This window comes from Marinicrinis sediminis, assembly GCF_042685085.1.
GTDB lineage: Bacteria > Bacillota > Bacilli > Paenibacillales > KCTC-33676 > Marinicrinis > Marinicrinis sediminis.
The window spans coordinates 1-15,360 of record NZ_JBHUMM010000017.1 but is presented as its reverse complement, the minus strand read 5'-3'; the positions used below and the strand labels follow the sequence as shown (position 1 = coordinate 15,360).

At 42.5% G+C, this 15,360-nt stretch carries 14 protein-coding genes and 1 pseudogene; 9 read left to right on the top strand and 6 right to left on the bottom strand.

Annotated elements, in window-relative coordinates; translation table 11 throughout:
• Positions 1 to 60: 60 nt before the first annotated feature.
• The 5 genes from ACFSUC_RS09650 to ACFSUC_RS09630 all read left to right on the top strand — a co-directional run bounded on the left by ACFSUC_RS09650 (position 61) and on the right by ACFSUC_RS09630 (position 5,417).
• Entirely contained in the window at positions 61 to 855 is a 795-nt protein-coding gene (locus ACFSUC_RS09650; protein WP_379929347.1) for a sirohydrochlorin chelatase, read from the top strand.
• A gap of 156 nt (positions 856 to 1,011) precedes the next feature.
• Positions 1,012 to 2,028 carry a diacylglycerol kinase gene (locus tag ACFSUC_RS09645; RefSeq protein WP_379929346.1) on the top strand — a complete coding sequence of 339 codons (1,017 nt, stop codon included), beginning with the start codon at positions 1,012 to 1,014 and terminating at the stop codon, positions 2,026 to 2,028.
• Between the two features lie 59 nt (positions 2,029 to 2,087).
• Positions 2,088 to 3,500 carry a 23S rRNA (uracil(1939)-C(5))-methyltransferase RlmD gene (gene rlmD, locus ACFSUC_RS09640; protein WP_379929345.1) on the top strand — a complete coding sequence of 471 codons (1,413 nt, stop codon included), beginning with the start codon at positions 2,088 to 2,090 and terminating at the stop codon, positions 3,498 to 3,500.
• A gap of 98 nt (positions 3,501 to 3,598) precedes the next feature.
• Positions 3,599 to 4,768: a hypothetical protein gene (locus ACFSUC_RS09635; RefSeq protein ID WP_379929344.1), complete on the top strand. Its 1,170-nt coding sequence runs from the start codon at positions 3,599 to 3,601 to the stop codon at positions 4,766 to 4,768.
• Positions 4,769 to 4,787: 19 nt separating this feature from the next.
• Entirely contained in the window at positions 4,788 to 5,417 is a 630-nt protein-coding gene (locus ACFSUC_RS09630; protein ID WP_379929343.1) for a hypothetical protein, read from the top strand.
• 144 nt (positions 5,418 to 5,561) lie between these two features.
• Here the strand turns inward: ACFSUC_RS09630 and ACFSUC_RS09625 are convergent.
• The 6 genes and pseudogenes from ACFSUC_RS09625 to ACFSUC_RS09600 form a co-directional block, all read right to left on the bottom strand.
• A pseudogene (locus ACFSUC_RS09625) lies at positions 5,562 to 6,158 on the bottom strand (IS256 family transposase); the annotation flags it as partial.
• Between the two features lie 129 nt (positions 6,159 to 6,287).
• Positions 6,288 to 6,473: a hypothetical protein gene (locus ACFSUC_RS09620; protein ID WP_379929342.1), complete on the bottom strand. Its 186-nt coding sequence runs from the start codon at positions 6,471 to 6,473 to the stop codon at positions 6,288 to 6,290.
• A 108-nt stretch (positions 6,474 to 6,581) separates the two neighbouring features.
• The gene (locus tag ACFSUC_RS09615) at positions 6,582 to 9,020 is read right to left on the bottom strand and encodes an HD domain-containing protein (protein ID WP_379929341.1); all 2,439 of its coding nucleotides are present in this window, start codon (positions 9,018 to 9,020) and stop codon (positions 6,582 to 6,584) included.
• A 362-nt stretch (positions 9,021 to 9,382) separates the two neighbouring features.
• On the bottom strand, positions 9,383 to 9,709 hold the full coding sequence (locus ACFSUC_RS09610; protein ID WP_379929340.1) for a hypothetical protein: 327 nt from the start codon (positions 9,707 to 9,709) through the stop codon (positions 9,383 to 9,385).
• 132 nt (positions 9,710 to 9,841) lie between these two features.
• The gene (locus ACFSUC_RS09605; protein WP_379929339.1) at positions 9,842 to 10,243 is read right to left on the bottom strand and encodes a GNAT family N-acetyltransferase; all 402 of its coding nucleotides are present in this window, start codon (positions 10,241 to 10,243) and stop codon (positions 9,842 to 9,844) included.
• A gap of 59 nt (positions 10,244 to 10,302) precedes the next feature.
• On the bottom strand, positions 10,303 to 10,902 hold the full coding sequence (locus ACFSUC_RS09600) for a class I SAM-dependent methyltransferase (protein WP_379929338.1): 600 nt from the start codon (positions 10,900 to 10,902) through the stop codon (positions 10,303 to 10,305).
• 167 nt (positions 10,903 to 11,069) lie between these two features.
• Here ACFSUC_RS09600 and ACFSUC_RS09595 point away from each other — a divergent pair, with 167 nt between their 5' ends.
• The 4 genes from ACFSUC_RS09595 (at position 11,070) to deoC (ending at position 15,158) form a co-directional block, all read left to right on the top strand.
• Positions 11,070 to 11,798, top strand: coding sequence for an NAD(P)-binding oxidoreductase (locus ACFSUC_RS09595; RefSeq protein WP_379929337.1), 729 nt, complete (start codon positions 11,070 to 11,072; stop codon positions 11,796 to 11,798).
• Between the two features lie 305 nt (positions 11,799 to 12,103).
• Complete coding sequence (locus ACFSUC_RS09590; RefSeq protein ID WP_379929336.1) at positions 12,104 to 12,850, top strand: GntR family transcriptional regulator; 747 nt, start codon at positions 12,104 to 12,106, stop codon at positions 12,848 to 12,850.
• Between the two features lie 95 nt (positions 12,851 to 12,945).
• Entirely contained in the window at positions 12,946 to 14,463 is a 1,518-nt protein-coding gene (gene xylB / locus ACFSUC_RS09585) for a xylulokinase (RefSeq protein ID WP_379929335.1), read from the top strand.
• Positions 14,464 to 14,477: 14 nt separating this feature from the next.
• Complete coding sequence (gene deoC / locus ACFSUC_RS09580; RefSeq protein WP_379929334.1) at positions 14,478 to 15,158, top strand: deoxyribose-phosphate aldolase; 681 nt, start codon at positions 14,478 to 14,480, stop codon at positions 15,156 to 15,158.
• Positions 15,159 to 15,360: the final 202 nt, after the last annotated feature.

Genomic DNA, 15,360 nt, shown 5'->3' with positions numbered 1-15,360 from the left:
CGGGCATACGGTGAACAGGCTTTCCCGAGGAACAACTTTTCACATAGGGAGGGCTCATCTATGGAAGCATCAGTGGAGAACAGGAAGCCAGGTGTCCTGATAATCAGTCATGGCTCGAGAGACAAGCAATGGGTACATCTAGTAGAAAATGCAGTCGATCAGATGGAGCTTTCCAGGAACGTGCCGGTGGAATGCTCCTTTTTGGAATTGGTAGAAGGCAAGCTGATTCAGGACGGGATTGATCGACTGGAAGCGCAAGGGGTCACCGATTTGATTACGGTACCTCTGTTTGTCGCCTCTGGCAGTACGCATATTGATGAGATCAGCTGGGCGCTCGGGGTGAAGGAAGAACCCGTGCTGGAGACGGATTTGGAACGGTTTCGTCTTTCCTCTCGCGTCCATTTCTGTGAACCGATGGACGATGATCCGCTCGTTGTAGAGATGATGTATGATAAAATAAAAGCATTATCCGCGCAGCCAGAGCAGGAGATTGTGCTGATTCTGGCCCATGGCAGTATCGAAAAGGGCTTTCACCTCACTTGGCGCAGAATGCTGGAAAGTCTGGCCGCCCAGTTGAAGGCGAGAGGTGGATTTGATGAGACCGATGTCGCGATGCTGCTGCCAGATCAAACAGACAGAAAAATGAAGTGGTGGCGCAAGCATAAGCCGGAGCATTCGGTGATTGTCGCCCCACTCTTTTTGAGCGCGGGCTATTTTACGAACAAGGTGATTCCCGACCGGATGAAAGCCTATGACTACCGCTATAACGGTCATGCGCTGCTTCCGCATCCGCTGGTCAAGACGTGGCTGGAGAAGCGAGTGGAGGATAAATTACACGAGCTTTTTTCTGGGTGATCGTCCTGAAGGAGAGAGCGTGTTTCCTTCATGCCGATCTCGGTTGCAGGCGTCAGGACAACGACTGGCGGGTAAGCTATGTATATACAGGGCGATGACGAGATACAATTGTCCGAGAATATAATGAGGGAAACCTATGGAACAGGAGCATAAACAATGGTAAAACGTGCAAGGTTAATCTATAATCCAACCTCTGGACGGGAAGAAATGAGGAAAAGGCTCCCTGAGATTCTGGATCGATTGGAGCGCGGCGGTATTGAAACGTCCTGCCATGCCACAATTGGAGAAGGAGACGCCACGCTTGCAGCGGCTCAGGCGATTGAGCGAGGCTTCGATATTGTCATTGCAGCAGGCGGAGACGGGACACTGAATGAAGTAATCAGCGGGCTGTCCGAGCGTGCGCATCGCCCTCATCTGGGTGTGCTGCCGCTGGGCACGACGAATGACTTTGCCAGAGCCATCGGGATTCCAAAGCAATGGGAAGCGGCGGTAGATATTATCATTCGTCAGCACAGCAGACCGATTGATGTGGGCAAGGTGAATGAGCGTTACTTCATAAATATTGCAGGCGGCGGCTCGATGACCGAGCTGACCTATGAGGTGCCGAGCAAGCTGAAGACGATGCTGGGCCAGCTCGCCTATTATATGAAGGGGCTGGAGAAGCTGCCACGGCTGAAGCCGATTGAGCTGGTCATTCGTAGCGAGGAAATGATGCTGCACGATGAGTTTATGCTATTTCTCATTTCCAACAGCAATTCGGTAGGCGGATTTGAGAAGCTTGCCCCGGAGGCCAGACTGGATGACGGGTATTTCGATGTACTCCTCCTGAAAAAGTGCAATTTGGCCGATTTTATCCGGATTGCTACGCTTGCCCTGCGCGGTGAGCATTTGAGTGATTCGCATATGATCTACTACCGGACGAAGCATATCGAGATCGAAGCTCAGGGCTATACGCAGCTTAATCTGGACGGCGAATTCGGTGGAACGCTGCCGTGTACGTTCAGTGTGCTGCCTTCGCATTTGCAGGTCTATGTCGATGAGAGCGGACAATGCAGCTACAATATGAAGCGCCAGAAGGTTTCAGAACGGGATTTGCCGAAATTGACCGCTTTGGATGAAGAATTGGCGGAGAGCACCGATTACGAAGAAGATGAAGGAAACAAGCCGCACTGAACTCAACTAGGGACGATTTTTGGATAGAATACACACAGGTATAAAGGATCGGGAATGCCATGAATGCAAAAAGAAGACAGAAGCAACGGGTGAAGCAGCCAGCTGTGCTGGATCTTCCCGTTGTGAAAAACGAACAATATGAAATGGAAATCGTGGGCTTGACCCATGATGGTCAAGGGGTAGGGCACGTCAAGGGCTTTACCCTTTTTGTTCAGCAGGCTTTGCCCGGAGAGCAAGTGTTCGTGAAGGTGATGAAGCTGAAGAAGAAATACGGCTATGCCAGACTGATGAAACGGTTGACAGACAGCCCGAATCGGGTGGCGCCTCCATGCGATATCTACGATCGCTGCGGCGGTTGCCAGCTTCAGCATCTGAGTGATGAAGGTCAACTGGCGATGAAACACAAGCTGGTAGCAGACAACATGGAGAAGATCGGCAAGCTGCACGTAAAGGTGTTGCCAGTGATCGGTATGCAAGAACCCTGGCATTACCGGAACAAGGCGGCCGTGCCAATGGGCATAGAGGAAGGCAAGGTCGTGGCCGGATTTTACGCCAAGAGCAGTCATCGCATCGTAGACATGGATCGCTGTCTCATCCAGCATCCGTCGAATGATGATGTGATACGTATCGTGAAGCATACGGCGCAGGAACTTGGCATTTCCACCTATGATGAGGAGGCCCATCAGGGATTGCTTCGGCATGTGATGGTACGTACGGCCTATGAGACGAAGGAAGTGATGGTCGTGCTCGTGACGAACGGAAGCGAGCTTCCGCATCAGGCGGAATGGGTACGGCGCATTCGTGAACAAGTGCCGCAGGTGAAGAGCATTTGCCACAATATTAACACGCGGCGCACCAATGTCATCATGGGTACAGAAACCCGTCTGCTATGGGGCAATGAGGTCATTTTCGATACGATCGGGGATGTGAAATTTGCCATTTCCGCCCGTTCCTTCTACCAGGTGAACCCTGTTCAGACAGAGGTGCTGTACGGCAAGGCGCTTGAATACGCCCAATTGACGGGCGAAGAAACGGTCATTGATGCCTACTGCGGCATCGGGACGATCTCTCTATTCCTTGCCCAGAAGGCGAAGCAGGTATACGGCGTGGAGATCGTACCGGAAGCCATCGAGGATGCCAGAAAGAATGCAGAGCTGAACGGCATGACGAATGTTTCGTTCGAAGTCGGCCCAGCAGAAGAAGTCATTCCTGCCTGGAAAGAGCAGGGGATTGTCGCCGACGTCATGGTCGTCGATCCTCCGCGCAAGGGCTGCGACCCTGCACTGCTACAGACGATGATCGAGATGAAGCCAAAGCGCATTGTCTATGTGTCCTGTGATTCCGCCACACTGGCCAGGGATCTGCGCGTTCTGGAAGACGGAGGATTTGAAGTGAAGCAAGTGCAGCCAGTGGACATGTTCCCGCATACGAGTCATGTGGAGTGTTGTTCACTACTCGTGAGGAAAGATTAAACAAGATGTGACGGTGTCAGAACTCTTCCAACATGGCGGAAGGGTTCTTTGTTTTTATGGGTAATTATGGTAATGTTAATGAGTTAGGAGTGATATGCATGGGTGGTGGTTTATACGGACACAGAAATATTGAAGATGAGCGACTAAAGGAATGGATAAAAACGTGGGATACGGAAGATTACATTAATTTTTTTAGAAATTATTATGGAATCGCAATGAACGCTGAGTTTGAAGACTCTTTGGCTAAACAAGTTGAAATAGTAAAACAAGCGGCTTCAAGCACCACTGTTTCAGAGGATAGATACTTCTTCGATGAAGTCATGAAATATATGACTCCTGCAATGTTTTATTGCTATTTTAGATATGACAGTTCAACTGCTTATTGCGGTAATTATTATGAAGTGTTGATTGAATTTGCTGATGAATCAACCAAGAAAAAGTTAATTAAAGGCTATGATTATGTACAAACAGGCGGAATAACATTAGAAAAGAATGGTGAAGTGATAGGACATATTGGTCAGATGAGTGACCTTTTTTGGCATACTTTTTATGACCAGTATATTGTAGAGGACGATTATGGTGCTATCGAACATGCGAGAAACAATGAGAAAGATATTACCCTCCAGATATGGAATGATAAACTGTTTGAAAATACAGAGCAATTCTATAAATTTATTGAACATATATTATTTGAATGTAATATTAATCTAGACTTAGGTTTTAAAAGGTCAAGATTTGAAAGTGCTAGTAAATTAAGAGGGCATGCTACTAGAACACAACTATGTTTAAGTGGTATTGAATTAGAGGAAACCCCATTAAGATATTTCAATTTTGCTAACTATACTAAGATACCGAGACATAAATATTTGGCTTATTATCAGGTTCTTGAGTTCTTCTTTACAAGAGCGATAAAGGAAGCAAGGTTTCCTAAGCCAAACGAACTCTTAATAATAAAGTATATAACTAATAACTCAATGACTGCTTCAGAAGTTATATCATGGCTTGAAGAAATTACGGATAGGGGAAGGCACTATACAGTACCTTCAGAGAAATATCCTGCACTTTTTCCTTTGAAAGCTACAGATATTGTTGAGTCAGTAGCAACACGGATTTATACAATAAGATGTTCGTTGGTTCATTCAAAAGAAGCACCTAACGATGCTAATTTCATACCTAATCTTAATGATGAAATAATAGATAAGGAAATATCACTTATCAAATATGCTGCTGAGAAAGTGCTGTATAAATGGAGTAATGCTCCTGAATAGTGGAGGGCAAGAAGAAATTATGGCAAATCCGTTTTCAAATAAAAAGAAAATACGTGGTTGGAAGCGTAGAATTAAGCAAATTGAACAATGGAAATTACGTCATATTAATTTGGACATTGAACAGTTATCTCGTAACAATAGAGACTATGTAAAGTTATGGATTGACCCATTTTACAGGTTAACTAGACGCAATCCTCCGATGTGGTATTCTCGTTTAATACTTGAGGCAATGATAGAAGTTTATCAATCTTGGTCTCAGCAGATGAAAAGATTAAATAAACCATTTTATCTGAAAATTTGGCTCTATAATCCGAACTTTATTAATTCACAAATTGTTGTCGCTTTTCGAGAGTGCTTAAATTATTACGATAACACATTCGATAAAAGCAACGATAATAAAGCATTCCCCTCACATCTGTATGGGAGAAAACTTGGTCTTCAAGAATTTAAATGGGAACTTGCCATAGATTCAGATGATTATTGGCTTTCTGACCTACAAGAGGATATTGGTTTGGGGTTTAGGACTGACAAGGATATTGAAGCAATAAAAAACAAAGCATATAAGTGCGAGACTGTAAAATTAAGTATCGGTGAGGATACTGTTTATAATGTTAGAGTCGGAGATGTTTGGTTAGGCGAGATTATATAGCAAAAAAAAAGATTTGTCTCAGAGAGAATGCTCTGAGGCTTTTTTGTGTAGAAGAGGGTGGGTGGCGATTAAACGGGGTCTGTCAATAATTTTGTGTAAACTCATTTATAAGGAAGATCCCTTAGGGGAGATTGACCTGATGATTCAGGGTAAATGCTGACCCATACGCTCTGGATAGAAAACGGATAGCTGGAGAAGGATTTGTCCCCAGTTCTGTACACGGCCTGTCCATTTTCGTGTGACATTCATGGTGATGAGATAAAGCATCTTTAGAAGAGCGTCATCTGTCTGTAAGATGCTCTTTCCCTTGGTCACCTTCCGTAATTGGCGATGATAGCTTTCGATGATATTGGTGGTGTAGATCAGCTTTCGGATGTCGGGTGAATACTTGAAGAAGGTGGCAATCTCCTCCCAGTTGTTGCGCCAGGAGCGAATGATGAGGGGATACTTGCTTCCCCAGGTTTCTTCAAACCGATCCAGTTCCATCAAAGCCATTTCTTCTGTCGCGGCTATATAAATGGGCTTCAGATCCGCTGTGACCTTTTTCAAATCCTTGTAGGAAACATAACGGGTGGAATTGCGAATCTGGTGGATGATGCACTTTTGGATCTCTGTCTTTGGATAGCAGGCGGTGATGGCTTCTGAGAATCCAGTTAGATTATCCACACAAGTGATCAGAATATCCTGTACGCCTCGGTTCTTCAAATCATTCAGTACGCTCAGCCAAAACTTTGCAGACTCTTAGTAGTCATAGTTTAACAATCGCTTTTATCTAAACGACACATAACTGAACTCATCAATCGCATTCCATTTTTAATCCCTTCGAAATACAACCACTCTTTTTCCAAAGAATCCCGATAGGTATTAGCTTCATCCTTCATCCCACTCTAAAATTTTCGTGAACGCTGATATCCAAAGCTGCTCTTTTAATTGTTCAGTATGACCAAACGCCTTCATTTTGGCAATATGAACATCTTGTTGCTTTTCTGAAATGACTACTAATTCGTCAACCCGCTGAATCAATGCTTCTTTAAACCAGTCAGGCCAGTCTGCCATTTTTAGTCCCCTTCCCGTTATATGAGTGTGTGTATGTTAACTCTGATGGGAGGGGATGGCAAGTTTAATCATCTAAGTCACCAAGGAGGCAGGAAAGTGTGTTTGTGTTTAGGTTACTCTTTTCAGTCCTATTGAAAACTTTTCATCTTTACAATGAACATTCCAAATTTCCTTTAACCTTTCCCAATATTTCACGGATACTTTTTTAGATAGTTCCCGACAGACTACAAATGAAAGATCTTCTGCAAACTCAACCCATTTTTCATTATATGTAACTTCAGTTCGTGCTGAATTCAAATCAATATCACGATTACCATTGATATCAACAACGAGATAAGCTGGAAATGGCCAATCTAAACGTGTTAATTGGTTTCTACTACTCCAAGATGAGGGAAACAAATCCATAGGAATTTCAATGCCGTGTAAAGAAAGTAATGATTTTGATTCTATTATTTTGCTTGATCCTGAACTTGTATTGACATTTTCTTGGTCGTCAATTTCTATAGAATCGGTGGACTTTGATATCGAGTTAGTATTTACAGTTATAGACGTGCTTAAAGTGAATGATTCCATTATGCCTGAAATACTGACTTCTTTTGACGATACTTCGATTCTATCTACGGGCATTTTATTTTTTTCCAAAAGACCAATAATGACCTTTCCATCCATACCAAACTCAGTGTCACATATATCTAACTCAAATTTATTTACATAATTATAGCTATTCCAATTAAAGTCTTTATAAAATTGTGAGTTTGTGTTTAAAAAAGAATCAGATGTGTGTTGTTTACTTTTGTTTTTATATTTTATTACAATTGAAAAAGGAGGATTGGGAATTGTCTGGGATACAAATTCAAAGAACTTTTGTTCACTCATATGTTTCCAAGGGTTATTTTGATGTAAGACAACTTCGGTTGTAGTTCCAGGTTGTTTTCTTTCTCCTGTCTGAATCCAAAAAATACTTTCGTGCCCTTCTACAACAACTTGTATTGGTTCACTGGAATCGTGAAGGTCATATAGGCGTCTTGTGTCAACTTTTAATGTATCAGATACCATGAAACAAGATAATACCCCGATTCCGAATCTAGAAGTTGGTGTGAAAGTCATACTGGCTTGTGACTTTAAATCATAAAAATCCGCAGATTTGTAAAAAGAAGATCCAACTTTTGAGTAATAATTATCAATGATGTATTGATCCATACCAATGCCGTTATCAATCACGGTTAATATGTTTTCGTTATTTTCCGTTTTAAACTCAATGATGATCTCTGGGTTAAATTGATTTCCCCATGATTTTTCTAAAGCTTGCCTTACTAAGCAAGCATCGATTGAATTTTGCAATAGTTCCCTTAATGCAACTTCTGGATTTCCATATAACTTAGTTCCCATAAGAAGTTCAATTACCTGAGTCTTGCTTAATGTAAATTGAGTGTCTTTATACTGGTAAACTGGTTTTCCATAAAGATCTTTCTTTGCACCTATTTTTGATCGATCGACTTTTGGCGCTAATTTAATGTAGTAATAATCTGAGCCATTATTTAGAGACTGACCACTTAAATTAGAGAGCACAGAATTACATTCAATTAGTTCTTTATCAATAAGATCACAAAATCGCTGTATGGTCGCTTCAATTGCTGGATGTTCACACCTAGCTTGAAAAAGTATGTTACTTGGCGAAATACTCCATGCATCAACCGATCTATGCTTCATCCATTCCTGTAAAGAAACCGAGTTTTTCACACCAAGATGTGAAAATAACACGGTAGGTGTTCTTTTAGCATCAAAATCCAGTATATCTGATAGACGTAAAACTACACCAATAAAAGGAAGGCAAACAATAACATCTTGTCCGCATAGAAGGGACATGTCTAATTCCAGTAGTGAGAATACTTCTTCATTATGACTGAAACACAATTGAGCAAACTCATTGGTTAAGTCAATATCTTTGTACTTTATCTTTCCATTCCATACTCCAGCTATTATATGTCTAGCTCTGTCTGCATGAGTAATTCGTATGTATTCAGATATTAGATATTTTTTAAGAGTATTGGCTTTGCTATACATTCCAATATCATTTAATTTCTGTATTTCAGTTTGTTTATCTGGCCTAGCGTCTGCAAATCGTTTGAATTTTTCATACTCATGTAACTCCCATTCAGAAGGCACATCACCATCCCATAGTTCAAGCCATGCTCGAATATCTTTTTCGGATGCTGCCATTCCGATATCATGAAAGAAAGCTGTCAAAATAAGAAGCATTAATTCGGGAACAGAAAGTTTTTCTAAGGTATTTAAAGGAATGATTTGCTCCATTAACTTTAATACTCGGAATAAATGATCTCCATCATGAAGAGTAAATTCCTCCATATATCGGATAATTATTTTTGTCCTTTGATACGCATAATCTGAAGCATCATCAATCAATGCAAGGACTTGTTGACCAGAGGGGTCGTTTTCTGCTTTTTGTTTTAAGGTAAGATATATGTTGCTCTTTTGCAATCTTAATTGAGTCTCTTCACGCCAGTCATCTCTATAAAAGAATGTCATTTCATTTGCCCTCGCATTCTGTTGTATTTACAAAACAATCCAAAATATAGGACAATTATACCATATAAAAATGGTGTTAAATATATTCCTTTCACAGTCTCGACACATGTGGAGTGTGTGGCTTCCCTGATTTATAAGAGATTAGAGTGACTGAGAAGAAGATTTGGGGACGAGATGTGATGCTACAACTTCATTCGGGGGGCTTTAATGCCTTTTACAATCATTGCGTTCTCTGATTCGTTGCACACATAATAACTTTGAACCCACTAACAAGAATGCCACGGGTATTGGCCCATGGCCCTTTAAAATGTTCCCGATACCCTGCTAGTGGAGATATGTAAGAGAGACGGTTTCGAATATCTTCAAGTAATTGAACTTGGAATTCGACCATCTCTAGTTCTGTGAAGTGATTTCGAATGATACTCCCTAATATATTGAATGGCTTCATCCGTTGAATACAGTCTGCCTGCCTTAATATCTTGATCGGATTCGAGCAGCATTTGTTTCAACTCAGGATCATATTCAATTTCGGAGGTGATGTCGTCTAACTCCTCATTATCAGTAGGAAGTAAGGTCAGTCTTACTTCTGATCCGAAAATATCAGCTACCACTTCATTTCGATCGTGAAGCAGATCCCACAGTGCTTTTTGTGTATGATCATCTAAGGTCACTTTCTTAGGTTCGGGCATATGAATCAACTCCTTAAGCTTAATTACAACTTAAATTAGATTGTGAATACTTTTCTAGGGATGCACAGGTTGCCCTATATGAATAGTTACACCCATGACCAAGCCGTTCAGAATCATCCAGAGCAATAGACCCTACTTCTTTCTAGGAATGATGAACCCATTTTCGATTGCTTCGAAACCAATCTTGGGATAATACTCCATTGCAGTAGGTGATGATAACAGTAATAAGACAACTTCTTCACCTATATGTTGTTGGACCAATCGAATAAGCTCTCTGCCGATCCCCTTCTTCTGATACTCCTGATTTATAGCTAAATCAGATAGATAACAACAATAACTGTAATCCGTAATGGCTCTAGCTACACCAACGAGTTTGTTACGATCCCAAGCTGTTATCAGAATATCAGCGTTTTCTATCATGCGTTTTAACCTGTCCAAGTCATCAGATGGCCTTTTTATACCGGATGCTTTAAAGAGCTTCGAAAGTTCTTCTGCTTCTATTGTTGTATCATTTTCATAACTTATTTGTGACATAATGGCCGCCTCTCCCCTCTAAATACTTTCAATTGATAGAGCATAATACCTTCTGAGGGTTACGCCTTGATACTACTGGCAATAAACATGGAGGCATCTTGATTCATAAAAATGCGGCTGCCATGATAGAATGTTTGAATCGCAGTTGATTTGAATCCAACCTCAGATAAAGCTTGCTGCAACGCTTCATGTGAAAAACCGTTATGAACCCTCGGGTGGTGGATGTTCTCGTTCTTGTCAAAATCAACAATGATGAGCTGGCCATCATCATGTAAAATGTGGAATAGCGTTTGCAAGATCTTTTTCGTATCTGGGATATGAAGAAGCACCAATGACATGATGATCATGTCTGCCTTCAACGCAGGAATTTCTTGCGTAAAGTCTGCGTACAGCACTTGGGCATTCGAAATTCCTCTGTGAGTAATCTTGGCTTTGGCCACCTCCAACATTTCCTTGGATGAATCAACCAGCAACACAGAACCCACTAAGTCTGATACTGCCAGACTCACCAGCCCCGTACCACTGCCATAGTCTATGACTGATTTGGATGGGCTATTTACCAATTCTCGCCTTACTTCCTCTACAATCACTTGTGCCAATGCCATTCGATCTTCGGTATCATATCTTTTGGCCAACTGTTCAAATACGTTTTCTTCCATTCAGGCCACTCCATTTCATATCTCACAGACAGGATAATGCTCTATGGTTCACGAATTACATATGTATATATCATAGCATATTTTTTCCTGTTTTCATTTGGCTTTATTTATGGAGAAAACAGACTTTAACCTCGATAGTGAGTGAATACAGAAAGGGTGAATAGCACATGAAAGTTGTCGTGTTAGGAGCAAGCGGGGCGACCGGACAGCACGTGGTGAGGGAATTGATAAACCGAAGCATTCCAACTCGAATCCTGATCCGAGAAACAGCGGTTTTAGATCCTAGCTTGGAGAAGCATGAACACCTGGAGATCGTGAAGGGAAATATGAGCGAGCTGGACACATCTGAACTGAAGAGCTTACTGCAAGATTGCACGGTTGTCATCTCTTGTCTGGGTCATACCCCTACGTTCAAGGGGATGTTCGGTAAGCCTCGCAAGTTGGTTTCAGACGCCATTCAAAAAGTGTGCGAAACGGCAATCCGATCCGAGCAGCACATAAAGCTGATCCTGATGAGTACGACGGGCTATACGAATCGCGCCATCGGAGAGTTACCTTCCCTTGGTCAGAGAATGGTCTTGTCTGCATTGACCTATCTGTTGCCTCCGCACCGCGACAACGTCATGGCGGCGGACTATTTGGTTGAACGTGTGGGAGAAGAAAGTGAATATGTCCAATGGGTTGTGGTTAGACCTGACACGTTAATCAATGAGGATCAAGTCAGTGCCTATGAGCTAACGAGTTCTCCCGTCAGAAATCCATTATTCAATCCTGGCAAGACAAGCAGAATAAACGTGGGACACTTCATGACAGAACTTGCCACCGATCCAGCGCTTTGGAAACGATGGGACTGTAAGACGCCCGTTATTTATAATGAGCTGGACGTGGACGGATAGGTTCAGTTGATAGCAGGTGAGGTCTGAGACCCCCACATGACCTGAGACCCGCAATATGAAATGAAGCGAAACCACGTTCAAGAAAATAATTGCTTGAAATGGATCGAAAATCTGCTACAATAACAGGTATCAATATGTCATGAGATTATAACATAATGACAAGGGGAGGAGGCAAAGTGAGAATCAGTTAAATCGCACGAATTGAACCGCATGCTTGTAATGGCTCAGGCTTATCGTTTTGTTTCTTGCACAGAAATGGTTATGCTATAATGAGAAAAAACTAAAGTAAGGTGTCTATGATGAAAATGACCTTTCAACAGGAAACGATAGATAAACATACAGTCATTCCTTTGTACTATCAGCTCAAACAAATCATTTTACAAAATATTAAAAAAGGTCATCTCGAGCCGGATGATATGATTCCGACGGAACAGGAGTTAGGAGAAGTATTCCAGATTAGCCGAACGACGATACGTCAAGCGATTATGGAACTTGTGAGTGAAGGGTACTTATATCGTGTCAAAGGCAAGGGAACCTTTGTCGCGAAAATGAAAATTGATCAGGATTTCATGAAGAAGCTGGAGGCCTTTAATGAGCAGATCGAGAGAAAAGGCTTGATTCCGAGCACCAAGGTACTGGAATTCGAGAAAGTTTTGATGGATGAAGCAGTCGCCGAAGCGCTGCAAATGCCGGTTCACAGCGAAGCCATCAAGCTGGTTCGCCTTCGATTTGCCTCACAGGAACCGATTGTCATCGTGGAAACCTATTTGCCTTATGAATGGTGTGCGCATCTTTTCACGTATGACATGAATGAGCATTCCTTATATGAGATTCTGGAGAAGCAGGATGAAACGAAAGTACAAAGAGTCGTGCGCACCATTGAGGCGATTACAGCTGGATCATACGAAAGCAAATGGCTGGATATCTTGAAAGGAAGCGCGATACAGTTGACGAAAACCATTGGCTACAATGCTTCGAATCAACCTATTGAATACTCCATTGCAAGATATAGAGGAGACCGGAACCAGTTTACACTTGAAATTCAGCGTTAATTTTTTTGATATATATGTCATGACAACATAACAACATGACATTACTTGATATTGCCAAGAGGTCAAACAATCAATGAATAATGGAGTGAGTTCCTATGTTCACTTATTTAATCGCTCACGATATAGGCACTTCAGGAAATAAAGCGACCTTGTATACGACAGATGGGGAACTGGTCAAAAGCTGTGTCGAGGATTATCCGACCCGATATTTTAATCGGAATTGGGCCGAACAAAATCCGGAGCACTGGTGGAGAGCGGTTTGCATCTCGACGCAACAATTACTGCAAGGTATAGATCCGAATCACGTAATCGGCATCTCATTTAGCGGACAAATGATGGGGTGTGTATGTGTTGACGTAAACGGAACGCCTCTGCGAGACGCCATCATCTGGGCGGATCAGAGAGCAGAGCATCAGGAGCAGGCCATTCGCCATTCAATGGATGAATCTTCCTTTTACACGATCACAGGACACCGAATCAGTTCCTCATACAGTATTGAGAAGCTGATGTGGTTAAAAGAGCATGAACCAGACGTATATCAGAATACGTACAAGATGCTGAATGCGAAGGACTACATCGTCTTTAAGCTAACAGGGGAAATGGTCACTGATTACTCGGACGCGTCGGGAACGAATGCATTTGATCTCCATACCTTTCAATGGTCGGAAGAAATCTTAAAGGCGGCGGGGATTGACGAGTCAAAGCTCCCCGAGTTAAAGGAATCTACATATGTAGTGGGAACGGTCACCTCAGAAGCGGCTAGAGAAACAGGACTTTCTGCACGGACTTCAGTCGTTTGCGGTGCAGGTGACGGGATTTGTGCGGCAGTCGGGGCAGGCTCTGTGGCGGATGGGATCACCTACAACTATATCGGTTCTTCCTCCTGGATTGGATTGACGTCATCTAAACCGATATTGGATTCAGAAATGCGAACGTTCAATTGGGCACACAGTATCAAAGGCAAAATATCTCCTTGTGGAACGATGCAGAGTGCGGGCGGTTCCTATCAATGGCTGGTAAATGAAATGTGCAAGTTTGAAACGAATGAAGCATTGAGAAGCGGCATAGATAAATACGAACTCGTGAATCGGCAGATTGAGCAATCACCGACAGGAGCAAGAGGCATCCTGTATCTGCCTTACTTGATGGGCGAGAGGAGTCCAAGGTGGAACCCGGATGCGAAAGGGGCCTTTATCGGACTTAGGATGGAGCATACTCGACAAGATGTGTATCGGTCTGTCCTGGAGGGCGTCACCTTGAACCTGAATGTCATTCTGGGGGTGTTTAGACAGTATCTCGACATCCAGCAAATGACCGTCATTGGGGGCGCTGCACAAGGAAATGCCTGGCGTCAGATTATGGCCGATATATATAATATTGAAATTGTAAAGCCCAAAAATTTGATGGAAGCCACTTCAATGGGTGCAGCTGTGATCGCTGGAGTTGGCGTAGGGGCGCTGGACAATTTCGATGCCATTCATCAATTTATAGAGATAGAAACCATACAAAGACCGGTTGATCAACATCATCAGATATACCAAAAAATGATGCCTATATTTGAAGAAGCCTATCAGGCTTTAGTTGAAGTGAATGACAAACTATCTCATTTATAAAGGAGACCACACACATGAACAACTTGGCTAAATATTTCGATCACACGGCATTGCCAGCAGACACAAGAAAAGCAGATATTATCAAAATATGCGAGGAAGCAAAGACGTACGGGTTTACTTCAGTTGCGATTAACCCTTATTATGTACCATTCGCAAAAGAACAACTGGCAGGTACAGACGTGCTGGTAGGTGCTGCTATTGGCTTTCCACTGGGAGCAACTACGACAAAAACGAAATTGTTTGAAATCGAAGATGCGATTGAAAATGGTGCAGGTGAAGTCGATATGGTCATTAATATCGGTGCGGTGAAGGATGGAAACTATGATGTAGTGGAAGAAGAAATCACGGCTGCAGCCAATCTGTGCAGAGGAAAAATTGTATTTAAGATCATTTTGGAAACATGCTTATTGACCAATGAAGAGAAAATCAAGGTTTGTGAAATTGCGAAAAAGGCGCAAGTAGATTTTGTGAAAACATCTACAGGGTTCAACAAGCATGGGGCAACGGTAGAGGATGTAAAGCTCATGCGTGAAACCGTAGGGCCTGAAATGGGAGTAAAAGCCTCTGGCGGTATTCGAAATTTTGAGACCGCACAGGCGATGATTGAGGCGGGTGCAACGAGATTGGGCAGCAGTGCTTCTGTCAAAATCGTCAATCAATTGAATGACGATCAGGAAGATCAGGGAACATACTAGAACCGGATTAACATGTAAACACCTTCAAGAAACGAACCCCATGTCGGAAGATCAGGGACTCGCCTTGAAGGTGTTTTTGGAGTCTGTAAACTAGATTGTGTAAACTCCTAAATCTATTAAAATAGAGGTAGGAGAAAGGTTGGGATCTACACATGGGATTATGGACGAAAGAGCAGCTTCGCGCATTCATCAAAGAAAATAA